The 23,930-nt window shown below is 66.6% G+C and carries 19 protein-coding genes; 9 read left to right on the forward strand and 10 right to left on the reverse strand.

Annotated features, from left to right (window positions below; genetic code table 11):
* Window positions 1–69 precede the first annotated feature (69 nt).
* Window positions 70–987, forward strand: coding sequence for a PaaI family thioesterase (locus QW887_RS10980; protein WP_315715653.1), 918 nt, complete (start codon window positions 70–72; stop codon window positions 985–987).
* 24 nt (window positions 988–1,011) lie between these two features.
* Here QW887_RS10980 and QW887_RS10985 read toward each other — a convergent pair whose 3' ends face one another.
* Together QW887_RS10985 and QW887_RS10990 are read right to left on the reverse strand one after the other, a co-directional pair.
* Window positions 1,012–1,365 (reverse strand): DUF2200 domain-containing protein, encoded by a 354-nt coding sequence (locus QW887_RS10985; protein WP_315715654.1) that lies wholly within the window; start codon window positions 1,363–1,365, stop codon window positions 1,012–1,014.
* A 132-nt stretch (window positions 1,366–1,497) separates the two neighbouring features.
* Entirely contained in the window at window positions 1,498–3,024 is a 1,527-nt protein-coding gene (locus tag QW887_RS10990; protein WP_316194532.1) for an alpha/beta fold hydrolase, read from the reverse strand.
* 165 nt (window positions 3,025–3,189) lie between these two features.
* On the opposite strand from QW887_RS10990, the gene QW887_RS10995 reads away from it, so the two are divergent.
* The 3 genes from QW887_RS10995 (at window position 3,190) to QW887_RS11005 (ending at window position 5,639) form a co-directional block, all read left to right on the forward strand.
* Window positions 3,190–3,909: a RibD family protein gene (locus QW887_RS10995; RefSeq protein WP_316194533.1), complete on the forward strand. Its 720-nt coding sequence runs from the start codon at window positions 3,190–3,192 to the stop codon at window positions 3,907–3,909.
* Window positions 3,902–5,179 (forward strand): NAD(P)/FAD-dependent oxidoreductase, encoded by a 1,278-nt coding sequence (locus QW887_RS11000; protein ID WP_316194534.1) that lies wholly within the window; start codon window positions 3,902–3,904, stop codon window positions 5,177–5,179. The genes QW887_RS10995 and QW887_RS11000 overlap by 8 nt, the downstream gene beginning before the upstream one ends.
* 73 nt (window positions 5,180–5,252) lie before the next feature.
* A complete protein-coding gene (locus QW887_RS11005) occupies window positions 5,253–5,639 on the forward strand; it encodes a VOC family protein (RefSeq protein WP_315715658.1) in 387 nt (128 codons plus the stop codon).
* Between the two features lie 24 nt (window positions 5,640–5,663).
* Here QW887_RS11005 and QW887_RS11010 read toward each other — a convergent pair whose 3' ends face one another.
* The gene (locus QW887_RS11010; protein WP_316188149.1) at window positions 5,664–6,596 is read right to left on the reverse strand and encodes a LysR family transcriptional regulator; all 933 of its coding nucleotides are present in this window, start codon (window positions 6,594–6,596) and stop codon (window positions 5,664–5,666) included.
* Between the two features lie 123 nt (window positions 6,597–6,719).
* Here QW887_RS11010 and QW887_RS11015 point away from each other — a divergent pair, with 123 nt between their 5' ends.
* Together QW887_RS11015 and QW887_RS11020 are read left to right on the forward strand one after the other, a co-directional pair.
* Window positions 6,720–7,073, forward strand: coding sequence for a protocatechuate 4,5-dioxygenase subunit alpha (locus QW887_RS11015; protein ID WP_315751972.1), 354 nt, complete (start codon window positions 6,720–6,722; stop codon window positions 7,071–7,073).
* Between the two features lie 5 nt (window positions 7,074–7,078).
* Complete coding sequence (locus QW887_RS11020) at window positions 7,079–7,915, forward strand: class III extradiol dioxygenase family protein (protein ID WP_316188150.1); 837 nt, start codon at window positions 7,079–7,081, stop codon at window positions 7,913–7,915.
* A 275-nt stretch (window positions 7,916–8,190) separates the two neighbouring features.
* Here the strand turns inward: QW887_RS11020 and QW887_RS11025 are convergent, their stop codons facing one another.
* From QW887_RS11025 to QW887_RS11055, 7 genes are all read right to left on the reverse strand, one after another.
* Complete coding sequence (locus QW887_RS11025) at window positions 8,191–8,880, reverse strand: PadR family transcriptional regulator (RefSeq protein ID WP_315715662.1); 690 nt, start codon at window positions 8,878–8,880, stop codon at window positions 8,191–8,193.
* A 111-nt stretch (window positions 8,881–8,991) separates the two neighbouring features.
* On the reverse strand, window positions 8,992–12,063 hold the full coding sequence (locus tag QW887_RS11030; RefSeq protein ID WP_316174697.1) for an efflux RND transporter permease subunit: 3,072 nt from the start codon (window positions 12,061–12,063) through the stop codon (window positions 8,992–8,994).
* Between the two features lie 33 nt (window positions 12,064–12,096).
* Window positions 12,097–13,212 carry an efflux RND transporter periplasmic adaptor subunit gene (locus QW887_RS11035; protein ID WP_316174695.1) on the reverse strand — a complete coding sequence of 372 codons (1,116 nt, stop codon included), beginning with the start codon at window positions 13,210–13,212 and terminating at the stop codon, window positions 12,097–12,099.
* Complete coding sequence (locus QW887_RS11040; RefSeq protein ID WP_315751968.1) at window positions 13,212–14,774, reverse strand: efflux transporter outer membrane subunit; 1,563 nt, start codon at window positions 14,772–14,774, stop codon at window positions 13,212–13,214. The genes QW887_RS11035 and QW887_RS11040 overlap by 1 nt, the downstream gene beginning before the upstream one ends.
* Before the next feature lie 365 nt (window positions 14,775–15,139).
* Entirely contained in the window at window positions 15,140–16,060 is a 921-nt protein-coding gene (locus tag QW887_RS11045; RefSeq protein ID WP_316164316.1) for a PepSY-associated TM helix domain-containing protein, read from the reverse strand.
* Between the two features lie 242 nt (window positions 16,061–16,302).
* Window positions 16,303–17,616: a C4-dicarboxylate transporter DctA gene (dctA, locus tag QW887_RS11050; RefSeq protein ID WP_316164317.1), complete on the reverse strand. Its 1,314-nt coding sequence runs from the start codon at window positions 17,614–17,616 to the stop codon at window positions 16,303–16,305.
* 45 nt (window positions 17,617–17,661) lie between these two features.
* The gene (locus tag QW887_RS11055) at window positions 17,662–18,627 is read right to left on the reverse strand and encodes an amidohydrolase family protein (RefSeq protein WP_315751965.1); all 966 of its coding nucleotides are present in this window, start codon (window positions 18,625–18,627) and stop codon (window positions 17,662–17,664) included.
* A 569-nt stretch (window positions 18,628–19,196) separates the two neighbouring features.
* Between QW887_RS11055 and QW887_RS11060 the strand changes: the two genes are divergently transcribed.
* The 3 genes from QW887_RS11060 to QW887_RS11070 all read left to right on the forward strand — a co-directional run bounded on the left by QW887_RS11060 (window position 19,197) and on the right by QW887_RS11070 (window position 23,885).
* Entirely contained in the window at window positions 19,197–20,429 is a 1,233-nt protein-coding gene (locus QW887_RS11060; RefSeq protein ID WP_316164318.1) for an acetyl-CoA C-acetyltransferase, read from the forward strand.
* Between the two features lie 255 nt (window positions 20,430–20,684).
* Window positions 20,685–22,472, forward strand: a complete 1,788-nt coding sequence (locus tag QW887_RS11065) for a chloride channel protein (RefSeq protein WP_315826439.1) — start codon at window positions 20,685–20,687, stop codon at window positions 22,470–22,472.
* 81 nt (window positions 22,473–22,553) lie between these two features.
* Window positions 22,554–23,885, forward strand: a complete 1,332-nt coding sequence (locus QW887_RS11070; RefSeq protein WP_316164319.1) for a sorbosone dehydrogenase family protein — start codon at window positions 22,554–22,556, stop codon at window positions 23,883–23,885.
* The last annotated feature ends 45 nt before the right edge of the window (window positions 23,886–23,930 follow it).

Consider the following 23,930-nt stretch of genomic DNA (forward strand, 5'->3'; position numbering starts at 1 on the left):
CGTTGGCACGCAGATCGGATCCGTCGGAAAAGGCTTCGTGCGTCCTCGGGATCGTGATCTAAATCGCGCATGTCCGACATTCCGCCCACCGCCGCACCGCCGGCTTTCGACGTGCTCGCCGAGGCCATCGGGCAGCGCCGCTCGGTCTATGGCCATATCAGCGGGCTCAGGATGGATCGCTTCGCGCCCGGCGAAGCCTGGTCGACCCTGCCTTATCGTCCCGTGTTCGTCGGCGACAGCGAGACCGGGGTGATCCATGGCGGCGTCGTCACCGCGATGCTCGACGAGAGCTGCGGCATGGCGGTGCAGCTTGCGCTCGACGGCAGCCGGGCGATCGCCACGCTCGATCTGCGCATCGACTATCAGAAGCCGGCGACCCCCGGTCTCGACATTAAGGCCCATGCGGTCTGCTTCCGCGTCACGCGCTCGATCGCGTTCGTGCGCGCCACCGCCTATCAGGAGGAGGAGACCGCACCGGTCGCCACCGCGACCGCCTGCTTCATGATTGGCGCCAACCGCACCAACATGCTGACCGACCGGGCGGCCTTCGACGGCGCGCCACCGCCGCTCGACGCCCCGGACGATCCGGCGGGGCCGTTTCCCACCAGTCCGTTCGCGCGCTGCCTCGGCATCCGCTTCGCCGAGAACGACACGCTGGTGATGCCCTTCTCGCGCCGGATCATCGGCAATCCCGTGCTGCCTGCGATCCATGGCGGCATGACCGGTGCGTTTCTCGAGACCGCAGCGATCGTCACCGTGATGCGCGAGCTCGGCGCCACGGCGCCGCCGAAGCCGGTCGGCCTCACCATCAACTATCTGAGGTCGGGGCGCGCGCTCGACACCGTCGCATCGGCGTCGATCGTCAAGCAGGGGCGCCGCGTCGTCGCCTTCGAGGCCCGCGCCTGGCAGGACGATGCGACGAAGCCGATCGCCACCGCCTTCGGCCATTTCATGCTACGACCGGCGCCAGGGCAGGAGCAGGATTGAGGGAGACCGGGGCGCGAGACACGATCAGGCCTTGCGCAGGATCTTGTCCATTGCCTTTCCCCGCGCCAGCTCATCGACCAGCTTGTCCAAGTAGCGGATCTCCCGCATCGTCGGTTCCTCGACATCCTCCACGCGGACGCCGCAGATCATGCCCTTGATCAGGGTCCGCGCCGGATTCATCGCTGGCGCCTGTGCGAAGAAGGTCTCGAAGTCCGTCTGACGCTCCAACCGGATCTCAAGCTCGCTTTGGCCATAGCCCGTCAGCCAGCAGATCACCTGATCGACCTCTGCCTTGGTGCGTCCCTTCTTCTCGGCCTTCGCGACGTACAATCGGTACACGCTCGCGAAGCTCGTCGTGTAGATGCGGTGTTTTGCCATGCTGACTCCATCGGATCGTAGGCGAGGCATGTCGGGTCTGCGAGGGGCGACGGCACGGCACGAGCGCGTGCTTCATGTCCGCGTTTCGGATCGTCGGACAGCACGTTCGTTCGCACATATCGGAAACGGACGCTAGCCCGGCAGGAACATCGGAAACGACACCCCGAGCGACCACGCCAGGATCAGGCCGAGACCGAGGCCTTCGGCCATCGGCGAGCAGGTCCTGCGACCGACACAGCCGCCGATCAGTCCGAACACGATGAAGAACAGCACGATCACGGGGATGATGATGAGCAGGAAGAACAGCCGCTTGAGGTCGAGCGCGACTGCCCCGCCCAACGAGGCCAGGAAGGCGGTGCGGATCCACACGGTGCGCCACAGCGCGGCGTGGCCGCCCCTGTTGGCGATGCAGTCCGCCAGCATGTAGGGCACCGCGCCCATTGCGATCGCTGCGATGATCGGCAGGCGCGCCGCGATCGGCATGAACGAGGCGACGTAGCGGTCGAGCGCGCCACCGAAGCCGCAGATGCCGTAGGCGGCCAGCGCCAGCGCCGCGAGCCAGGCCACGCGGCCGAAGTGAACGCCCTGCGCGCGTAGCAGTATGAGCGACAGCGTGCCGTACACGAAGAGATGTACGGCGAGGTAGTCGGCGATCAGAACGGGCAGGAAGCGGGTCTCGACGAACCTCAGGACGATCGGTGTCGTCACCGCCGGCACCAGCGTGGCGATCGCAAGACCGCGCAGCGGAATTGTCGGCGGCGGCGCATCACCCTTCGGCAGCAGCTCGGCCAAGGGCCACGCCAGCAGCACGATGCCGGCGAGCAGCAGCGCGATCGCACCCCCCGTCGAAGCGACCGGGCCGCTGCTGGCGCGGCCGAACGCCCGATCGAGCCAGTCGCGCGCCTCGCGCAGTGCGGTCGTCGAATACAGCACGCTGACGTGTTCGACTCCGGGCGCGACCACGGCGCGGCGTCCGCCGTTTGCGGCGGGATCGCCCACGGTGTCGCCCTCGCGCGCGGCGGGATCGGCGAGCCGGAGGTTGCGCAGCGCATCCCGGCGCAGGGCCGCCTCCCATTCGCCTGTGATGATCAGCAGATTGCGCGGCGCGCTTGCCGTGACGGCCTCGGAGAACATCGAGATCGCCACCGTCGCCGTGACACGCGGATCGGCCAGCGCCTGGCGGACGATGATGTCGGAAGCCATCGAGTGTCCGAGCAGGGCCACCCGGCCGTCGTTCCGCGGCAGGGACAGCGCGGCGTCGGTCACGAGGCCGATCTCGCTCATCAGCTTCTTCGTCGTGCCGTCGACGCGCGTGACGTCGCCCGACATCGGCGTCGGATTGCGGCCATGCCCCTCGAAGTCGAACGAGACCGCGACATAGCCCGCGCGCGCCAATGTCAGCGCATAGGCCTCCATGAACTGGCGTGAGCCCGCAAAGCCGTGGGCAATGACGACCACGGGCGCCGCAGCCGCGTCGTCGCGCCGATAGACGGTGATGGGGGTGGTGCCTGCCTGCAGCGGGGTGATCGTGATGCCCGCGCGCTCGGCTTCGAGGCGCCAGATCCCGGCGACGCAGAGCGCGAGGCCGGCGAGCGCTGCGGCCAGCAGGGCTGCCCCGCGCAAACCGATGGCGTATCGTCTGCGCGGCGCAGCGTCCATGATCGGCTCCGTTTGCAGCCGAAACTAGCGCAGGAATTGGTGCGGTAACAACGACGGCGCAGGCGAGCCGCGCCGGCGCAATCGAACGAAACGCACGCCGCTTCGTTGACAACGCCGCCGGAGCGATATTCGGTGACCCCCGTTCAGCGGCGACAAGGAGGATGCATGAAACCGGAAGTCATCTGCCTGATGGCGTCGAGCGTCGACGGCCGGACCCTGCCGAGCCGCTGGCGTCCGAAGGGATCGGGCGATCTGTTCGAGCAGGTGCATGACAAGCTCGGCGGCGACGCCTGGCTGATCGGCCGCGTCACCGGCCAGGAATTCGCCAAGGGCTCGGCCTATCCGGCCGAGACGACGGAGCGATTCCCGCGCACCCATTGGATCGCGCGCCGCGATGCCAAGGCCTACGGCATCGTGCTCGATCCCCATGGCAAGATCTGCTGGGGTCGCTCCGACATCGGCGGCGATCCGATCGTCGTCGTGCTGACCGAGGCCGTGTCGGATGCGCATCTTTCGGGACTGCGCGGCGAGGGCGTGTCGTACATCTTCGCCGGCCAGGCGAAGCTCGATCTCTCACGCGTGCTCGAGATCGTCGCGCAGGAGCTCGGCGTGAAACGCCTGCTGCTCGAAGGCGGTGGCGGCGCCAACGGCGCGTTCCTTCGCGCGGGCCTGGTCGACGAGTTCAACCTCGTTCTGTGTCCGGCGGTGGATGGCGCCAAGGGGGCGCCCAGCGTGTTCGATTCGACGGAAGCCGAGTCCGGGGAGCGTGCCCCGATCACGGCAATGACGCTCGAAAGCAGCACGGCGCTGGAGGGCGGCGCGCTGTGGCTGCGCTACAAGATCACCAACGGCTCGGCCTTGCCGGCCCAGGCAAGTCATGGCTGAGCGGCGAATGCACATCATCATCGTCGGGGCCGGTGCCGCGGGCCTGATGGCGGCGCGCGAACTGGCCCGCGCAGGCCAGCAGGTGACGCTGCTGGAGGCGCGCGATCGCTGCGGCGGGCGCATCCATCCGCTGCCCGCGAGCAGGTTCGGATATCGCGCGGATGCCGGTGCGGAATTCATCCATGGCGAGGCGCCCGTCACCCACGCGCTGATGGTCGAGGCGGGGCTCACCTCGACGCCGGTCGATGGCGCGCGCTGGTACGTGACGGATGGCGCGTTCTCGCGCGAGGATCCCGCTGATCGGCAGATGCGCCAGTTGCACCGCGTGGCGCGTCAGCTCGACGAGGATATGACCGTGACGGCGCTGCTCGATCGGCATTTCGCCGGCGCGGAGCTTGCCGCCCTGCGCAAGTCGGTCTTGGGGATGGTGCAGGGCTATGACGCGGCCGATCCCGGTCGTGCCAGCGTGTTCGCGCTGCGCGACGAATGGATGGGCGGCGACCGCGGCGCTCAGGCGCGCATCGTCGGCGGCTACGCGGCGCTGCTCGATCATCTCCTGGCGGAGTGCCGGGCGCATGGCGTGGCGATGCTGCTCGAGGCGGTGGTCCGCGCGGTGGAGAGCTCCGATGATGGTGTCGTCGTGCGCTTGGCTGACGGCCGTGCGCAGCGCGGCGATCTCGTTATCCTGACCGTGCCGCTGCCGCTGCTGCGAACCATCGCGCTGCCGCCGGCCATGCGCCCGCAATTGGCCGCAGCCGAAACCATCGGCTTCGGCAATGTCATCAAGCTGCTGCTGCGCTTCGAGCGTCGCTGGTGGCGAGAGGCCCGGACCGAGGACCTTTCCGACATGCTGTTCGTGCTGTCCGACGCCGACGTGCCGGTGTGGTGGACGCAGCATCCGAACGATGACGCGGTGATGACTGGCTGGCTCGCCGGGCCGCCGGCCGCTGCCTTCGCCGCGTGCGACGAGGACGCGCTGATCGAAAAAGGGCTTTCGGCGCTCGCGGACATCTTCGCACAGCCGGCGGGCTTGCTGGAGCAGCAGCTCGTCGCGTCGCATGTCACGGATTGGGCGAAGGATCCGTTCGCGCGCGGCGCCTATTCCTACGCGACGCTGACGTCGCGCGAGGCGCAGGATACGCTTTCGCGCCGGGATGGCGGACGAGTGCTGATCTCCGGCGAGGCGTTGTATCGCGGCCGCGACATGGGAACGGTCGAGGCGGCGCTGGCGAGTGGGCAACGGACGGCGCGGTGGATCCTCGCGGTGTGATCGTGCCGCGTGCCTCGTTGCGCCGTCCTGCCCGCGGAGCTAGCATTCGGCCGTCATCATCGAGAGGATCACCATGCTCGACCACGTCGGCTTCCCTGTCTCCGACTTCGCCCGCGCCAAGGCGTTCTATGCGGCCGCCCTGGCGCCGCTCGGCTATGTCCTGATGATGGAGATCACCGACGCGCAGACCGGCGGCCATGGTGATCATGCCGGCTTCGGCGACGGCCGTCCGGATTTCTGGATCGGCACCGGCGGGACGGCCGCGACCTCGACGCATGTCGCGTTCCACGCCAAGGATCGCGCCACGGTCGATGCGTTCTATCAAGCGGCGATCGCCGCAGGCGGAATGGACAACGGCGCGCCTGGACTGCGGCCGCATTATCACGAGAACTATTACGGCGCGTTCGTGCGCGACGCCGACGGCAACAACATCGAGGCGGTGTGCCACGCGCCGGCGTGAGGGCCGCTCACCCCTCGGGATGAGTCAGGCCATCACCGGCATGTGCTCGGCGGCCGCGGCCAAGCTCGGCGCGACCACGATCTCGAGCTGCTGGCGCAGCCAGCGGTGCATCGGATCTTCGTGGTGTCGCAGGTGCCAGACCATGTACATCGGCATCGCCGGACAGGGGACGGGCACCGGCGCCACCGCCAGGCCGCGCAGCATGTAGGCGCGCAGCAGGCTCGGCAGGGTCGCGATCATGCGGCTACCGCGCAGGAACGGGCCGATGCCGCCGAAGCCCGGCACCTGCGCCGCGAACCGCCTGACGAGGCCGCGCTCGGCGAGGACCTCGTCGATGTCGAGGCGGCGCCGCGGCTCGTACAGTACCGTGACGTGGTCGCTGGCGAGATAGTCCTCCAGGCTCTGCGGCGGCTCGCGCTGGCTCGCATCGTAGAACACGCGATAGCTGTCCTCGAACAGTCGCTTCTGCAGGATGTCGCTGCCCTCGGGTGGGCGCGGCGTGATGATGAGCTGACAGTGCTCTTCGCGCAGCATCTCCGGCGTCGGTGCGCCGGAAGGGATCACGCGCAGGCTGAGGCCCGGCGCCTGCGCGTGGGCGTAACGGAGCAGGGACGGCAGCAGCAGGTCGCGCTGCAGATCATTGGCCGCGATCGTCACCTGCGCGGAGATTTTCGCCGGCTCGAACGCAGCGGTGTGCGAGAAGCTCCGGAGATCGTCGAGCAGCGCGCGGGCGCGCAGCGCCAGGAGCTGCGCATGCGCGGTCGGCACGATGCCGCGGCCGGACTTCACGAACAGCGGATCTCCGGTGATCGCGCGCAGCTTGTCGAGCAGATGGCTGACGGCCGACTGCGTGACTCCGAGCCGCTGCGCCGCGCGGGTGACCGAGCCTTCCTCGATGACGGCGAGCAGGAGCTGCAGCAGGTGGCCGTCGAGGTCCAAATGATCGAATTGGCTCATGGATCGGATCGGTCGCGCGGCCTTTATTGACGGTGTCTGTCGGCGATACTGGCGGGCACGAACGGCGCCGCGTTTGATCCAGATCAAGCGCGGCCGTCCGAAACACGCCCAGGGGAGGCTCAGATGTCCACCACGTCAGCCCGGCAGCCCGTGCCCGGCACCACCATCTTCGACGGCGAGCAGGCCCGCAAAGGCTACGCCCTCAACAAGATGTGCTACTCGTTCAACGATGCCGCCAACCGCAAGGCGTTCGTCGCCGACGAGGACGGCTATTGCGCCAAATACGGCCTCAATGCACAGCAGCGCGCGGCGATCAGGAACCGCAACGTGCTGGAGCTGATCGAGGCCGGCGGCAACGCCTACTACCTCGCCAAGTTCGCCGGCATCTTCGGGCTCGACATGCAGGACATCGGCGCGCAGCAGACCGGGCTGACGAAAGAGCAGTTCAAGGCCAAGCTTCTGGCGGCGAGGGGGTAATCGTCATGGCAAAGATCGTCGGTTGCATCACCACCTCGCACGTTCCGGCCATTGGCGGCGCGATCGCCAAGGGCCTGCAGCAGGATCCGTATTGGAAACCGTTCTTCGACGGCTTCCCGCATGTCCGCGAGTGGCTCGCCAAGGTCAAACCGGATGTGGTCGTGCTCGTCTATAACGACCATGGCCTCAACTTCTTCCTCGACAAGATGCCGACCTTCGCGGTCGGCGCGGCCGACAGCTACAGCAATGCCGACGAGGGCTGGGGCATTCCGCAGACCGCGCCGTTCAAGGGTGACAGCGAATTGTCCTGGCATTTGATCGAGCATCTGGTGAAGGAGGATTTCGACCTCACCACCTGCCAGGAGATGGTGGTCGATCACGCCTTCACACTGCCGATGGCGCTGTGCTGGCCCGATCAGAAATGGCCGGTGCGGGTGGTGCCCGTGGTCGTCAACACGGTGCAGGCGCCGCTGCCGTCGGCCGCGCGCTGCTACAAGCTCGGCCAGGCGCTGGCGCGGGCGGTTCAATCCTGGCCGAAGGACGAGCGCGTCGTCGTGATGGGGACCGGCGGCCTGTCGCATCAGCTCGACGGCGAGCGTGCCGGCTTCATCAACAAGGATTTCGACGAGAAGTTCATGGCCAGCATGGTCGACGATCCCGCCTGGGCGACGAAGTATTCGACCACCGAGCTGGTCGAGCTGTCGGGCACCCAGGGCGTCGAATTGCTGAACTGGATGGTCGCGCGCGGCACCCTGCCGGAGAAGGTCCGCAAGGAGCACGCCAACTATCACATCCCGATCTCGAATACGGCGACCGGGCTGATTGTGCTGGAGCCGGTGTAGGGCCCCTGCGAGAGTCTTTATCGGAAGGCGACGACTGAGAGTCGTCTGCCAACGACGATCACGCGGTATGGGTCCCGGCGAACGCCGGACCCGTACCGCGGATGCTATCGAGGGATGCGGCTGTCAGTGGCCCGCTTCGGACCGACTTCCGTGCGGCTGCCCTTACCCGACCCTCTCGCCGTGAAGAACGGTTGAGAGGGAGCGCAGCGTCTGGGCGGCGCGAGCACGGATATCAATTCCGGTTGCCACGGCTCCGCTCCTGGCTGATGTTGATGTCAGCTCGCGGTGCCCTCGTCGCCCTGGATATCGGCGATGGCGCGGGTGAGGATGTCGCTGACACGCTTCGCTTCCGCGTCGCTCCAGCCCTGCCGGTGCATCTTGAGCGCCATCTTTAGCGTCTGCACGCTCTGCAGCACCGGCTCCGGCGGGCGCATGCCGCCCATGGTGCGGGCCATGATGCGCAGCCGGCTCAGCAGGCCATCGATGGCGGCTTCATCCTCTTTCAGCGCCTGACGGCCGGCGTCGGTGATCGCGAACAGCTTCTTGCCGCCCTCGGCCGATGCCGCTTCGATCTGGCCCATGTCCTCGAGCAGATTGAGGATCGGATAGACCGAGCCCGGGCTCGGCGAGTACGCCCCGCCGACCAACTGTTCGACCGCCTTGATCAGCTCATAGCCATGGCGCGGCTTCTCACCGATCAGCCACAGCAGCAGGCTGCGCAGATCGCCGGGACCGAAGAAGCGGCCGCCGCCGCCACGCCCGAACTCCTCGCGACCGCCGCGGCGGCCACGCTCGAACAGGCCGGCCGCCCGCGGGCCGAACCCGCCGCCGCGCCCGCCCATGCGCATCTCCTCGCAGGCTTCGTCGAAGCCACGCCGTCCATGACGTCCGCGATGTCCCCAGCCGCGCTCCTGGTTGTCGTCGTCTCTGCGGGAGGGGCCAAACGTCCAATGATGATGTCTCATACGATATGATCTCCGTTTCGTACGAACGATATATCGTTTATAGGTTTCGTTTGTCAACCGTGACCGATGAAGGTTTCCGAATCTGCAAATAACGCGTTGATTTCACGCGATTTATGGGATTGCCTCGGTCACGCGACCCGCAGCCTCGTGCGCCGTGCCGCGATGCGCAATCAGCGCATAGGCGACGGGGACCACGAACAGCGTGAACAGGGTGCCGATCGCGAGTCCGGTCGCGATCACGAGCCCCATGTTGAAGCGGGACACCGCGCCGGCGCCGCTCGCGGTGATCAGCGGGATCACGCCGAGCACCATCGCCGCCGTGGTCATCAGGATCGGCCGCAGCCGGACGGTCGCCGCTTCGATGATCGCCTCGGTGCGGTCCTTGCCCTGTTCGCGCAGCTCGTTCGCGACCTCGACCATCAGGATGCCGTGCTTGCTGACGAGGCCCATCAGGGTGACCAAGCCGACCTGGGTGTAGATGTTGATGCTGGCGCCGCCGATGCCGAGGCTGATGAAGATCAGCGCGCCCGCCAGCGACATCGGCACCGACACCAGGATGATGATCGGATCGACGAAGCTGTTGAACAAGGCGGCGAGCGCCAGGAAGATGATGATCAGCGCGAACACGAAGGTGGTGACGAAGCCGCCGGATTCCTGCTCGAGCTGTCGCGACGCGCCGCCATAGTCGATCGAGTAACCCGATGGCAGCGACTTCGCGATCTCCTTCAAGGTGGCGAGCGCGTCGCCCATCGCGATACCCGGCATCGCCACGCCGGAGATGGTCGCCGCGTTGATCTGCTGGAAGTGATTGAGCGACTCAGGGATTGTCTTGTGCTCGAGCCGGGCCACGGTCGACAGCGGCACCATGGCATTGCCGCTGGTGCGGATCGAATAGTCGAGCAACTGACTGTCGGTAAGGCGGTCGTTCTGCCGGACCTGGGGGATCACCTTGTAGGAGCGGCCCTCCAGGCTGAAATAGTCGAGATAATTGCCGCCCAGCATGGTCGCGAGCGCGCCGCCGAGATCGCTCATCTTGAGGCCGAGATCGGCGGCCTTGTCGCGATCGAACACCACGGTGGTCTGCGGCTTGTCGATCTTCAGATCGCTGTCGAGGAAGATGAATCGGCCGCTCGCCAGCGCCTTGGCCATGAAATCGCGCGACACGTCGTTGAGCTCGCCGAACGCGCCGGTGGTGCCGATCACGAACTGGACCGGCAGGCCGTTGCTGCCCGGCAGCGGCGAGGGCTGGAACGCCACCGAGCGGGCGCCGGCGATGCCGTTCAGGAGCTGCTGGAATTCCGGCTGCAGGGTCTTGGTCGTCGCATTGCGCTGATCCCAGGGCTTGAGCACCCAGCCGCCGATCACCTGCGTCGAGGTGTCGATCTGGAACACGGTGCGCGTCTCCGGCCGCTGGGCAATCAGGCCGTACAGCTGCTGGCCGTAGAACTGGCGCTGCTCGAGCGTGGCCGAGGGCGCCGAATTCGTCAGCGACAGCACGATGCCCTGGTCCTCGTCCGGCGCGAGCTCGCTGGTGGAGCTGACATAGAGCCAGGGGATCATCGCCAGCAGCAGCAGCGCGAACACCACGACCACCGGCTTGGTCGCGAACACGCTTTCGAGCCCGCGGCGATAGCCCTGTGCGAGCCGTTCGAGCACGTGGTCGATCGCACGCACCAGCCGCGCCTCGACCGTGGTGGCGTCGCGCTCGGTCCGGCGCAGCAGCCAGGCGCAGTTCATCGGCGAAAGCGTCAGCGCGATCACCGCCGAGACGGTGACGGCGCCGGCGAGCGTGAAGGCGAATTCGGTGAACAGGGCGCCGGTGAGGCCGCCCTGGAATCCGACGGGCACGTAGACCGCGATCAGCACCACGGTCATCGCGATGATCGGGCTCGCCAGCGCGCGCGCCGACTGGATGGCAGCCTCGACCGGCGGCACACCCTCGTCGATCAGGCGGTGCACGCTCTCGACGACGATGATGGCGTCGTCGACGACCAGGCCGATCGCGAGCACCAGCGCCAGCAAGGTCAGCAGGTTGATGGAGAAGCCCATCAGCAGCATCAGGCCGAAGGTGCCGATCAGCGACAGCGGAATGGCGATCACCGGGATCAGCACCGAGCGCCACGATCCCAGGAACATGAAGACGACGACAATTACGATCCCGATCGCCTCCACCAGCGTATGGATCACCTCGTCGATGGACGAGTTCACGAAATCGGTGGAGTCGTACAGGATCTCGCTGGTGATGCCGTTCGGCAGCTGTCGCTGCAGCTCCGGATAAACGACCTTCACGCCGTTGATGACGTCGAGCAGGTTCGCCGTTGGCGCCACCTGGATGCCGATGTAGACCGCGGTCTTGCCGTTGAAGCGCGTCGCGCTGTCGTAGTCGTCATTGCCGAGCGTGACATTGGCGACATCGCGCAGGCGGATGATGGCGCCATTGACCTGCTTGACGACGAGATTGCGGTATTGCTCCAGCGAATGCAGGTTGGTCGCGGCGGCGAGATCGACCTGCACGAGGCGGCCCTTGGTGGTACCGAGCCCGGAGATGTAGTCGTTGCCCGACAGTGCCGTCGACACGTCGGTTGCCGTCAGGCCATAGGCCGCAAGCTTGTCGGGGTCGAGCCAGGCGCGCAGCGCGAATTTCTTGGCGCCGAGCAGTTCGGCGGTCTGCACCCCGGAGACCGCCTGCAGCTTCGGCTGTACCACGCGGGTGAGGTAGTCGGTGATCTGGTTCGGCGCCAGCACGTCGCTGGCGAAGCCGATATACATCGAGTCGATGGTCTGCCCGACCTTCAAGGTCAGGGTCGGCTGCTGCGTGCCGGTCGGAAGCTGGTTCAGCACCGAGTTCACCTTGGCGTTGATCTCGGTCATCGCCTTGCCGGAATCGTAGTTGAGCCGCAGGTTCACGGTGATGGTGCTGCTGCCGGTGACGCTGGTCGACGTCATGTAGTCGATGCCGTTGGCCTGGGCGATCGCATTTTCCAGCGGCGTGGTGATGAAGCCGGCGATGATGTCGCTATCGGCGCCGGCATAGGCCGTGCTCACCGTGACGATGGCGTTCTGCGTGCGCGGATATTGCAGGATGGCGAGCGTCGTCATCGAACGCAGGCCGAGCACGAGAATGAGGGCGCTGACCACGAGCGCCAGCACCGGTCGGCGGATGAAGATGTCTGTGAAACGCATAGTGATGACTCTGATGGGTGCGGGCTGGCCGGATTATTGGTCGACGACATCCGGCGCGGCTTCCGCGACCGGCACGTGCGAATTGTCGATTTTCACCGGGCTGCCGTTGCGCAGCTTAATCTGTCCCGCGATCACCACCGTCTCGCCCGGCTTGATGCCGTCGGTGATCGCGATCCGGTCGCCCTTGGCCGGCTTGCTCTTCACGAACGTCTGCCGCGCCTTGCCCTCGCCGTCCTTCAGATCGTCGACCACGTAGACAAGATCGCCATAGGGATTGCTGACGATCGCTGTCAGCGGCAGCGTGACGAGCTGTTCGGGCTTGCCGGTCGCGATCTCGACCTTGGCGAACATGCCCGGCAGCAACCGCGTCGCATCGTTGTGCAGCGTGGCACGAATCTGGACGTTGCGGCTCGTCGAATCGACCTTGGCGTTGATCGCCGAGATCTGACCGGTGAAGCGTTCGCCGGGATAGGCGTCGACGGCGATTCCGACGTCCTGGCCGATCCGGATGTCGGCGAGCGACTGCTGCGGCAGGTAGAAATCGACGAAGATCGGATCGAGGCTCTGCAGGGTGACGATGGTGGTGCCGGCGCCGAGATACTGCCCGAGATCGACGGCGCGGATGCCGAGCCGACCGGCGAACGGCGCCTTCAGCGTCTTCTGCTCGACGATCGCCTTCTGCTGCGTGACGAGGGCCTGCGCGTTCTTGAGGTTGGCGCGATCGCTGTCGAGCGTGGCCTGGCTGACCGCGTTGAACTTGATCTGCTCCTCGTCGCGCTTGACGACGATGGCATAGTTCTCGGCAGTCGCCTGCAGCGACTGCAGCTTGGCGACGTCATCGGTCGCGACCAGCTGCAGCAATTGCTGGCCGGCTTCGACGGTGTCGCCCGAATTGAACTGGATGCCCTGCACGATGCCTGCAGCCTGCAGCGCCAGATCGGCGCCGTTGACGGCGCGCAGCGAGCCGACCGCGGTGATGTTGGAGCGCCATGCTGCGGTCGCCGCAACGACCGTCGAGATCGTCTGCGGCGGGTTGGCCATGGCGCCGATCGCCTTGGCGATCATGATGCCCTTGAAGGTCTGAAAGCCGTACAGGCCGCCGAACAGCACCGCCATGGCGGCCAGCATGATCGTCATGCGTTTCTTCATTACATTGCTTCCTGGGTCGTACGATTGGGACCGGCGAAATAACCGGGATTGGCACGCGGCAGCGCCGCCGGGGTCTCGTCCTGGCGATTCCACCAGCCGCCGCCGAGCGCCTGGAACAGCGCCGCGGTGTCGGTGAAGCGCGTGGCCTGCGACTTGATGCGGGAGACGCGTGCGTTGAGATAGGATTGCTGCGCGTTGATGACGTTGGCGTAGGGCACCGCGCCGCTCCTGAACTGCTCGACCGCCATGGCGAGACTGTCGGCGGTGGCCTTCTCGGCGGCGGCCTGGGCCTTCAGCGCCTCGGCGTCGTACTGGATGGCGCGCAGCGAATCCGCGACATTCTGGAACGCCGTGATGACGGTGCTCTTGTAGAGCGACAGATCCTGCTCGAAGGTGGCGACGTCCGCCTCCTTGGTGTGATACAGCGTGCCGCCGTCGAGCAGCTTCTGGCTGACGCTCGAGGCCGCATCCCACACGATGGTCGTCGGCGAGAACAGCCGGCCCGGTCCGCTTGCGCCGTAGCTGCCCGACAGCGTCACCTGCGGCAGCAGATTGGCGACGCCGACGCCGACCGTCGCTGTGGCCTGGTGCAGCGTGGCCTCGGCCTGCCGGATGTCGGGACGCTGCCGGACGAGCGAGGAGGGCAGTGACATCGGCAGCTTGCGCGGCAGCCGCAGCTCCGCGAGGGTCACATGCTCGCCGCGATCCTGGCTCGGCAGCCGGCCGAGATAGGCCATCAGTTGATTGCGCTGCTGTGCGAGTTGCTTCTGCAGCGGCGCCAAGGTCGCCTTGGCCTGCGCCAGCGTCGCTTCCTGCGCCAGCACGTCGGATTTGGAGATGGCGCCGACGTCAAACTGGTGTTGGATCCGGCCAAGCTGGTCGGTCTCCGCCTTGATGATCTCCTCCGTCGCGGCAATCTGATCGCGCAACGAGGCGTCGCTGATCGCGGCGGTGACGACATTGGCGGTCAGCGACAGATACGTCGCTTCCATCTTGAAGGCCTGGTAGTCGGCCTGCGCCTGCAGCGCCTCCACCTGGCGACGCGTGCCGCCCCATAGGTCGAGCGCGTAGCTGACGCTCACCGACGTGCCATAGAGCGTGTACAGCGAGGTCTGACCAGGCCATTGTCCTTGCTGCGTGCTGGAGGCCTGCGTACGCTCGGCCGAGCCGCTCGCGCTCAGCTGCGGAAACAGCGCGCCCTGCTGCGATAGCGCGTTCTCGCGCGCAGCACGCAGCGCCAATTGTGCGGCTTCGATGTCCGGGTGGTTGCGAATCGCCTCCTCGACGAAGGCGTTGATCTGCCGGGAATGAAACAGCGCCCACCAAGTGCCGGGCAGATCGCCTCCGGGCGCGAAGCTCTGCACATTGCCGCCCGGTGTCGAGGCGCTGGCGGTCGCGGCGAGCCGACGTTCGGCCACATAACCGGTTGCGGCCGGCGCGTCGGGAGACATGAAGTCCGGACCGACGGCGCAGGACGCGAGCAGCATGCTGCAGCCGAGGAGGCCGAGCCGCAAGGGCAGCGCGCTGCATCTCGGGACCAGCCCCAAACAGGCATGAAACATTTTGACATCATCGGACATAAAACTAAACCGTTTCGTTTTCTGTCGCCGACGATGCGTGGCGGTTCCGGCCTAGTCAAGTCACGTTGATGACAAAGCGAGCTTGCTCACAGCTTCACGTCTCGCGCACCGCTGCGTGGCGCCGGCGCTCGTCTGCATCGGGACGCGGGCATGACAGCTCCGAGACGAACGCCGAGAACGCGCCGCTGCCCTTCCCGCGGTGGCGGGCAGCTACGTCGTTTCTCACAATGATCGAAAAAGCGCCGTCGCGCCCACATTGTCCAGGGCAGGCCCGAGCGAAGCAGCGCGTGCAGATCGCGCTGGAAGCCGGCCCGCGGTGCGAGCCGGCGTCTGCAACGTAGCGCTGGTCAGGATGGCATCGAGGATGCGACCACCGGCTTCGCCGGCACGTCGCGCACGCGGCTCGGGCGCCGCAGCCGGCGTTGCGTCCAGATCAGCAGGCCAGTGACCAGCAGCGCGAACAGCGCGACCGAGATCAGAACGTTGGCCGCGCTGCCGATCAGAGACCAGTTGCCTTCATGCAGCAGGCGCGGCCAGTTGCGCGGCAACGCGGAGAGCCCGTCGGACGTGACGGCATAGGCCCTGAGCTCATCGCCCTCGATGATGCGCGCCATCATCCGTCCGCCGCGATTGCCGATCGAGTTCACCGACGACAGGTCGTGGTCCTTGGCGACGATGCTGACGGCGTCAGGCAGCGAGACGCGCTTGGCTGCGGCAGGAGGAGTCCCGCCTGCGAAGGTCAGGCCGAGCTCGAGGCAGAGTCCAGTGAGCGGGCTGAGCAAAATCAGCGGCAGCGTGAACCAGGCCGTGCCCTTGTGCCAGCCGGACAGCGTGTTGCGCAGCCGCGGCAGTCCCATCAGAATGCCGATGATCATGATGCTGATCATGGCGATGGTCGAGATCAGGGTGAGGCCGGGGATTCCGATCAGATGCTCGTGGGTCCTGCGCGCCCACGAGAAGACGCTGGGCATCGCCAGCTTTTCGACGGCGGCACCGGTTGTCATGTCGACCTCGGCGCCCGGCGCCCCCTGCAAGGTCAGATGCTGCGTGGAGGCGTCGATCGACAGACCGCGTGCCTTGCCGTCGGGATCGTATTGCTTGATCAGCGCGACCACGCGCGCCGGATCGACGCTTTGCGGCTTGACGGCGGCGACCTGCGCCATCGGCTCGAAGGAGAGGATCAGCCCGGTCACGATGATGGCAAGCAATGGCAGCGCAAAGACGAGGCTGATCCAACGGTGAAGTTTGAGCAGAAGCTGCTTGTTCATGATCGTCTCCGATTGATCGTCTCGCACGCGGTATCATGCGGGACCGTTGTCCGCAGGCGTCTGCTCCGTGAACGTTTCTGATCGTTCTCGCTGGACGACGCCGGGATATCAACCTGTCGTCCGCCGCGCTTCATTAGCTGAGCGCAGCAGCGAGACGAAGGAGATAACTATTAATTTTAGGTCATGCGCCGTTTGATCGGCATCAATGCGGCAGAGGTCGTTTCAGGACTGCTGGGATGATGTCAATTTGTATCAGATGCCGTCTTGCGGCCATCGAGCACCTCGCGCAGGCATGTCGCGTCCAAGCCGTTCTCCCACTTCGCGATGACGATGGTGGCGACTGCATTGCCTATCAGGTTGGTCGGCGTCAGCCCCTGCGACATCAGGCGATGGATGCCGAGCACCAGCGCGACGCTGGCGACCGGAATCGTACCGGTCGCGGCGAGCGTGGCGGCCAGCACGACGAAGGCGGCGCCCGCGATGCCGGCCGCGCCCTTCGACGTCACCAGCAGGATCAGCAGCAGCCCGATCTGGTGGCTGATGTCGAGATGCGTGTTGGTCGCCTGCGCCAGAAACACCGCGGCGGTCGCGAGGTAGAGGCAGGTGCCGTCGAGATTGAACGAATAGCCGGTGGGGATGACGAGACCGACGATGCTGCGTTCGCAGCCAGCGGCTTCGAGTTTCGCCAGCATGCGCGGCAGCACGGTCTCCGATGACGTGGTGGCGATGCAGACCAGCACCTCGTCCCTGATGTAGCGGATCAGCTTCCACAGGCTGAAGCCGGTGAAGGCGGCAATCGGACCGAGCACGGCGGCGATGAAGATCAGGCAGGTGAGATAGAAGCTGCCGAGCAGCAGGCCGAGCTTCGCCAGCGAGCCCAGGCCGAACTTGCCGACGGTGAAGGCGATGGCGCCGAATGCGCCCAGCGGCGCTGCCCACATCACGATCCGAACGACACCGAAGATCATCCGGCCGGCGACATCGATCACGTCCGTCACCGGCTTGGCGCGGTCGCCGAGCCAGATCAGTGCAAAGCCGCACATGACCGAGATGAACAGCACCTGCAGGATATTGCCCTCGGCAAAGGCGCCAACGAAGGTCTGCGGAATGATGTTGAGCAGGAACGGCACGAAGCCGACCGCAGCGGTCTGCTTGACATAGGGCTCGATCGTCGCGGAGTTGATCGTCGCCGGGTCGACGTTCATGCCGACGCCGGGCTGAAACAGGTTCACCGCGGTCAAGCCGATGATCAGCGCCAGCGTCGTGATCGCCTCGAAATAGATCAGCGCCTTGATCGCGACGCGGCCGACCTTGGCCATGTCGGCCATGTGGGCGATGCCGTTGACCACGGTGCAGAAGATGATCGGCGCGATCAGCATCCGGATCGCCTTGATGAAGGCATCGCCGAGCGGCTGCATCTGGGCGCCCAGATCCGGCTTGACGGCGCCGAGCAGGATGCCCGCTGCCATCGCGATCATGACCTGGACCCAAAGCTCCTTCCACCAGCCGCGGCGGGCGCCTGCCTTGCTGTCGGCGGTGAGGGTCGTGGCGGTCATGATCGGTCCTGTCGCTGAACGGGCGAATTCGCAGCTGGCGGTGACTCAGCTCTTGGGCTCGAACTTGAACAGCCGTTCGGGATTGCTGACAAGCAGCTTTCGCTGCATGGCCGGATCCGGGGCGTAGAGTGGGATCAGATCGACCAGATCGCCGTCATTGGGCATGATCTTGACGTTCGGATGCGGCCAGTCGGTGCCCCAGATGACGCGATCCGGCGCGTTGTCGATCAGCTTGCGGGCGAACGGGACCGCGTCGTGGAACGGGGGGCCGGAGGCCGAAGCGCGCTCGGGACCGGTGATCTTGATCCAGCACTTGTCGTCGCTCGCCTGCAGGTCGAGCAGCGCCTTGAACCCGGCATCGTCGATCCCCTTGGCAGCGCTGATCGTGCCCATGTGGTCGATCACATAGGTGACCGGCAGCGCCTTCAGGATCGGCACGAATTCCTGGATCGTCCCGGCCTCGAGATAAACGTCGACGTGCCAGCCGATCGCCGCGACGCGGTCCACCAGGGTGCGGAAGACGTTCATGTCGCCGACGCCGCCGAGGCGGCGGAGGAAGGCGAACCGGCAGGCGCAAATGCCGGCCTTGCCGAGCGCCGCGAGGTCGGCATCGGACATCGCCGCGTTGATGTTGGCGACGCCCTTGTAGTTGCCGTTGCTCTGCGCGATCGCATCGGTCACGACCCGATTGTCGGTGCCGTGGACGGTGGCGTTGACGATGACGGCGCGCTCGACGCCGATCTTGGCGTGCAGCGCCCGGAACATCTCCAGCGATGCGTCCGGCGGCGTGTAGGGGCGGGTGGGCGAGAATGGATAGGTCGCGGCCGGCCCGAAGATGTGGGTGTGGGTATCGACGCTGCCCGGTGGCGCCCTGAAGCTCGGGGTCTTCGGTGCCGGATCCGGGCCGGCGATGCTGGGGATCTTGGCCTCGTCGGCGGAGAGGGCAGGGCCTCCGAGCACGCTCGCCGCTCCCAGTCCGGCCATGGTGGCCAGCAGGTCTCGTCTCAACATCAGAGCGTCCTCCTCGGGATGGCCGCGGTCACAGGCAGGCGCTGCCCGCCAGGCTCCGGCATCGTTCGTGTTTGCTATCGTCACACCACGATGGAGAGGTCGGGCGACCTCTCAACGTGGCGTCGTGATCATGGGGGCTCCGGCTCCGGAGCCGGCGGATCGCTGTGATCCCAGTTGTTCCTGATCGAGGATCTTGCAGCCTCTGCAGCATGACAAGAAGCATTGGGTGAACGGTCAGTTCGCTTGGTTGGACAATGCTCTGCAGTCCAACTGCCAACGTTGCTGAGACCCTCCGTTCGAGCTGCGTTGCAGCGCGCCTGGGCGAGATGGGCTGCTCTTCAACCAGTCTGCGAGAAGGCAGCCCGAGCGCGCCGATCCGCGGAATTGTTCGTGCGACGGAAAGGTGAGTTGTGTCAAAGCCATGGCGTGCGTTCTGGTCATGCGCCGGCAGCTTCAAGCGCCGTTGTGACGACCGCATGCGCAATGCTATGCGACAGCAAAGAGAGGCGTGCGGCCGCCGAGACGCCGCGCGCGGTCAGCGCACAACAACATCGGGCAAAGGAAACACCATGGTCGACGCGCTCATCATCGATGCCTGCAGAACGCCGCGCGGTATTGGCAAGGCCGGCAAGGGCGCGCTCGCCGGGCTGCACCCGCAGCATCTCGGCGCCACCGTGCTGCGTGCGCTGGCCGACCGCACCGGCATCAATACCGGCGATGTCGATGACATCATCTGGGGCTGCTCGTCGCAGCGCGGGCCGCAGAGCGGAGACCTCGGCCGCATGTCGGCGCTCGATGCCGGCTACGACATCCGTGCCTCCGGCGTCACACTCGATCGCTTCTGCGGTTCCGGCATCACCAGCGTCAACATCGCCGCGGCCTCGATCATGGCCGGGCAGGAGGACCTCGTCATCGCCGGCGGCTGCGAGATGATGTCGATGGACGGTCGGCGCGGCGAGGGGCCGCTGATGATGGATGCCGGCAACCTGCATCTGCGCGCGCTGCATCCGCAGTCGCACCAGGGCGTCTGCGCCGACGCCATCGCCACCATGGAAGGCATCACCCGCGCCGACGTCGACGCGCTCGGGCTGGAGAGCCAGAAGCGCGCGGCGGCTGCGATCGCTGCCGGCCATTTCAAGAAGAGCCTGGTGCCGGTGCATCGCGAGGACGGCAGCCTCGCGCTCGACCACGAGGAATACCCCCGGCCGCAGACCACGGCCGAGGCGCTGGCCGGGCTGAAGCCGGCGTTTCCGGCGATCGCCGACTACGCGCTGGACGAGAAGGGCACGACGTATCGCAACCTGATCCTGCAGCGCTATCCCGGCCTCGAGATCGAATTCGTGCATCACGCCGGCAACTCCTCGGGCGTGGTCGACGGTGCGGCGGCGATCCTGCTGGCGTCGCCGTCCTATGCCAAGGCCCATGGCCTGAAGCCGCGGGCACGCGTCGTGGCGATGGCCAATATGGGCGACGACCCGACCCTGATGCTGAACGCCCCGGTGCCGGCGACGCGCAAGGTGCTGGCCAAGGCCGGGCTCAAGCTTGATGACATCGACCTGTTCGAGATCAACGAGGCGTTCGCCGTCGTCGCCGAGAAGTATATCCGCGACCTCGAGCTCGACCGCGCCAAGGTCAATGTGAACGGCGGCTCGATCGCGCTGGGACATCCGATCGGCGCCACCGGTTCCATCCTGATCGGGACGCTGCTCGACGAGCTCGAGCGGCGCGATCTCAAGCGCGGCCTGGTCACGATGTGCGCGGCCGGTGGCATGGCACCCGCGATCATCATCGAGCGGGTCTGAACGGGACATCTCCTCGATTTGAGTTGCGCGCGCCCGTTGCGGAGTCTCCCGTGATGGGCGCCGTCGTTTTGCACCTGGGCCGCTTGTGACCTCGGCGGTGCCGCGCAGTTGAGGCGCAGGATCGCGCGAGCCGCGGCGGTTCCACTTTCCGGACCAGTCAACCACGTTTCGATCGGACAGGAATTCGCGCTTGTTCCGCTAGTTGCGACAGGTTATTGCCACGGCGAGGCCTCATCGTAGAAGAAATGGCTCTCCGTGCTGTCGACGCTGTCGCATATCATCGATCGCAAGGCTTCGAACCGGGTGGTCACGCGGCTGCGGGCCCTGCTGCGCAGCAACGAGTTCTACCTGATACCGCTGGCGCTGGTGATCGGCGTTGCGACGGGTGCGATCGTGACGGTGATGAGCCTGATCGCGCAGGTCGCGCATGTGGTCATCTACGGCATTCCGATCGATGTCCGGCTCAGCGCTCATACCTCGGTCAACCCGGCCGTCGCCCTGATCGCGCCCGCCTGCGGCGGCCTTGCGCTCGGCATCATGGAATGGCTGCGGCGGCGCTGGAAGATTGCGGCCGCGGTCGACCCTGTCGAGGCCAATGCGCTGCGCGGCGGACGGCTGTCGATGCGCGACAGCATCGTGGTGAGCGGCCAGACCCTGGTCTCCAACGGCTCCGGCGCGTCGGTCGGGCTCGAGGCCGGCTACACCCAGATCGGTGCCGGCGTCGCCTCGCTGCTTGGGCAGTATCTCACGCTCCGCCGCAACGATATGCGCCTCATCCTCGGCTGCGGTGCGGCCGCCGCCATTGCGGCCGCTTTCGGCGCGCCGATCACGGGGGCGTTCTATGCCTATGAGCTGATCGTCGGCGTCTACTCCGTCGGCAGCGCGGCGCCGATCCTGGCGGCCTCGCTGGCGGGTGCGCTGACCTCGCAATATCTCGCCGGCGCGCCGTATTCGCTGGAGGTCGCCAAGGTCGGCGCGGTCGGCTTCGAGCAATACATCGCGCTGTTCGTGCTGGCGCTCCTCGTCGCCGGCATCGGCATCGTGGTGATGCGTGCCTCGCCGGCGGTCGAGCGGCTGTTCGTCCGCATTCCGGTGTGGCTGCGCCCGGTGATCGGCGGGGTCTGTGTCGGCGCCATGGCGATCGTGACGCCGCAGGTGCTGGCGGCAGGCCACGGCGCAATGCTGCTCGACCTGCATCGCGAGATGGCGGTCGGCATGATCGCCACCATCATCGTGCTCAAGCTCGCCGCCTGCCTGATCTCGCTGGCCTCGGGCTTCCGCGGCGGTCTGTTCTTCGCCTCGCTGTTCGTCGGCAGCCTGCTCGGCAAGCTGTTTGCGGGACTGCTCGCGCTGGCCGGCCTCGGGCTCGCGATCGACCCGCTGGTGGCGATGCTCACGGGCATGGCGACGCTCGGTGTCGCCATCGTCGGCGGGCCGCTGACGATGTCGTTCCTGGTGCTGGAGATGACCCGCAGCGTCGACGTCACGGCCGTCGTGCTGGGCGCTTGCATCGTGACGTCGGTGTGCGTCCGCGTCCTGTTCGGCCACTCGTTCTCGACCTGGCGCCTGCATCTGCGCGGCGAGACCATCCGCAGCGCCAATGACGTCGGCTGGCTGCGCAACCTCACGGTCGAGCGGCTGATGCGCTCCGACGTCGCCAAGGTGCCGACCACGACCAGCATCGCGGCCTGCCGGCGCGAGTTCGCGCTGGGCACGCGCCAGGCCGTGGTGGTGGTGAACAACAGCGACGATTATTGCGGGCTGGTCTCCTTGCCCGATCTGTTCTCGGGCGAATTGGACTCCATCGCCGACGAGATCCAGGTGGTCGAGCTCGCCAAATATTTCGACGTCGCGCTGTTGCCCGAAATGAACGTCAAGACGGCGATGAAGATCTTCGACGATTCCGGCGCCGAAGAGCTGGCGGTGCTGGAATCGGAGAACAGCCGCAAGGTGATCGGCTTCCTGACCGAGTCCTTCGCGCGCCGCCGCTATGTCGAGGAGATCGACCAGGCGACGCGCGGCGTGCTCGGGGCGCTGTCGTGATCGCGTCCCGTCGCCGCGACACGTGATCGCCGGTCCTCGACCGGGGTAGACTGCCGGCCGTTCGAGACGCGCGAGGACCGCATGACGAGACTGATCAGCACGGCTGTCGTGGCGACCTTGAGCGCGCTGGCGGCGACCGCCGCCGCAGCCGAACCTGTTGTGCTGAAAGGCAAGGACGCGTTCGGCAGTTGGCAGGGTGATGCACCTGGCACAATCAGGCTGATCCGTCCCGAAGACCTGCCCAAACCGGGGGCGACGGCGTCCGCAGCCAACGTCTCCCGCGTGATGCACCGACCGGCCTCCGCCGTGCCGAAGGTCATCGACGGTTTCAAGATCGCGCTGTTTGCCGAGGGGCTGAGCGGGCCGCGCATCCTCCGCACCGCGCCGAATGGCGACATCTTCGTTGCCGAGACCCGGGCAGGGCGCGTCCGCGTGCTGCGTCCGAGCGAGGACGGCAGCAAGGTCGCGTCGAGCGAGATCTTCGCCGACCGTCTCGGCCATCCCTTCGGCATCGCCTTCTACCCGAGCAGCGATCCGCAATGGATCTATGTCGCGAGCACCGAGCGCGTCATGCGCTTTCCCTATCGTGCCGGCGACATGAAGGCGCAGGGGCCGCTGCAGGTCGTCGTGCCCGATCTGCCGGCCGGCTACGGCCATTCGACGCGCGATATCGTCTTCACCAGGGACGACAAGCGCATGCTGGTGTCGGTCGGCTCCACCGGCAATGTCGGCGAAGCGCTGGGAGAGCCAACCGGCGGAGTCAGTGCCTGGATCAAGGCGCACCCGCTCGGCGCGGCCTGGGGCGGGGAGGCCGACCGTGCCAGCGTGCTGGCGTTCGATCCCGACGGCAAGAACCGCAGCCTGTTCGCCACCGGCATCCGCAACTGCGTCGGCCTCGCCATCCAGCCCGCGACCGGAACGCCGTGGTGCTCGACCAACGAACGCGACGGGCTCGGCGACGATCTGGTGCCGGATTATGTCACGCGGGTGAAGGAGGGCGGCTTCTATGGCTGGCCCTGGTACTACATCGGCGACAACCCCGACCCGCGCCATGCCGGCGAGCGCCCCGACCTGAAGGGCAGGATCACCGTGCCCGACGTGCTGCTGCAGCCGCATTCGGCCTCGCTCGGTCTGACATTCTACGACGGCAATCTGTTTCCGCCGGAGTATCGCGGCGATGCCTTCGCTGCCGAGCACGGCTCGTGGAACCGGTCCAAGCGCACCGGCTACAAGGTGATCCGGGTCAGGCTCAAGGACGGCGTGCCCACCGGCGAATACGAGGATTTCGTCACCGGATTCGTCGTCAACGATCGCGAGGTCTGGGGCCGGCCGGTCGGCGTCACCGTGGCGCGCGACGGCAGCCTGCTCATCTCCGAAGACGGCAACAGCACGATTTGGCGCGTGAGCCGCTGAGCGGATCTTTGCGGCGCAGGAACCTCTCGACCCGGTGTGGGTTGG

The sequence above is a fragment of the Bradyrhizobium sp. SZCCHNRI3052 genome (assembly GCF_032484895.1).
GTDB lineage: Bacteria > Pseudomonadota > Alphaproteobacteria > Rhizobiales > Xanthobacteraceae > Bradyrhizobium.

Excerpts from the sequence above, each read along its gene's own strand:
- QW887_RS11030 (WP_316174697.1), bottom strand. The coding sequence starts at position 12,063 with ATGCGTTTCACAGACATCTTCATCCGCCGACCGGTGCTGGCGCTCGTG.
- QW887_RS11040 (WP_315751968.1), bottom strand. The coding sequence starts at position 14,774 with ATGTTTCATGCCTGTTTGGGGCTGGTCCCGAGATGCAGCGCGCTGCCC.
- QW887_RS11055 (WP_315751965.1), bottom strand. The coding sequence starts at position 18,627 with ATGTTGAGACGAGACCTGCTGGCCACCATGGCCGGACTGGGAGCGGCG.
- QW887_RS10995 (WP_316194533.1), top strand. The coding sequence starts at position 3,190 with ATGAAACCGGAAGTCATCTGCCTGATGGCGTCGAGCGTCGACGGCCGG.
- QW887_RS11015 (WP_315751972.1), top strand. The coding sequence starts at position 6,720 with ATGTCCACCACGTCAGCCCGGCAGCCCGTGCCCGGCACCACCATCTTC.
- QW887_RS11005 (WP_315715658.1), top strand. The coding sequence starts at position 5,253 with ATGCTCGACCACGTCGGCTTCCCTGTCTCCGACTTCGCCCGCGCCAAG.
- QW887_RS11025 (WP_315715662.1), bottom strand. The coding sequence starts at position 8,880 with ATGAGACATCATCATTGGACGTTTGGCCCCTCCCGCAGAGACGACGAC.
- QW887_RS11000 (WP_316194534.1), top strand. The coding sequence starts at position 3,902 with ATGGCTGAGCGGCGAATGCACATCATCATCGTCGGGGCCGGTGCCGCG.
- QW887_RS11035 (WP_316174695.1), bottom strand. The coding sequence starts at position 13,212 with ATGAAGAAACGCATGACGATCATGCTGGCCGCCATGGCGGTGCTGTTC.
- QW887_RS10990 (WP_316194532.1), bottom strand. The coding sequence starts at position 3,024 with ATGGACGCTGCGCCGCGCAGACGATACGCCATCGGTTTGCGCGGGGCA.
- QW887_RS11020 (WP_316188150.1), top strand. The coding sequence starts at position 7,079 with ATGGCAAAGATCGTCGGTTGCATCACCACCTCGCACGTTCCGGCCATT.
- QW887_RS10985 (WP_315715654.1), bottom strand. The coding sequence starts at position 1,365 with ATGGCAAAACACCGCATCTACACGACGAGCTTCGCGAGCGTGTACCGA.
- dctA (WP_316164317.1), bottom strand. The coding sequence starts at position 17,616 with ATGACCGCCACGACCCTCACCGCCGACAGCAAGGCAGGCGCCCGCCGC.
- QW887_RS11010 (WP_316188149.1), bottom strand. The coding sequence starts at position 6,596 with ATGAGCCAATTCGATCATTTGGACCTCGACGGCCACCTGCTGCAGCTC.
- QW887_RS11045 (WP_316164316.1), bottom strand. The coding sequence starts at position 16,060 with ATGAACAAGCAGCTTCTGCTCAAACTTCACCGTTGGATCAGCCTCGTC.
- QW887_RS11070 (WP_316164319.1), top strand. The coding sequence starts at position 22,554 with ATGACGAGACTGATCAGCACGGCTGTCGTGGCGACCTTGAGCGCGCTG.
- QW887_RS10980 (WP_315715653.1), top strand. The coding sequence starts at position 70 with ATGTCCGACATTCCGCCCACCGCCGCACCGCCGGCTTTCGACGTGCTC.
- QW887_RS11060 (WP_316164318.1), top strand. The coding sequence starts at position 19,197 with ATGGTCGACGCGCTCATCATCGATGCCTGCAGAACGCCGCGCGGTATT.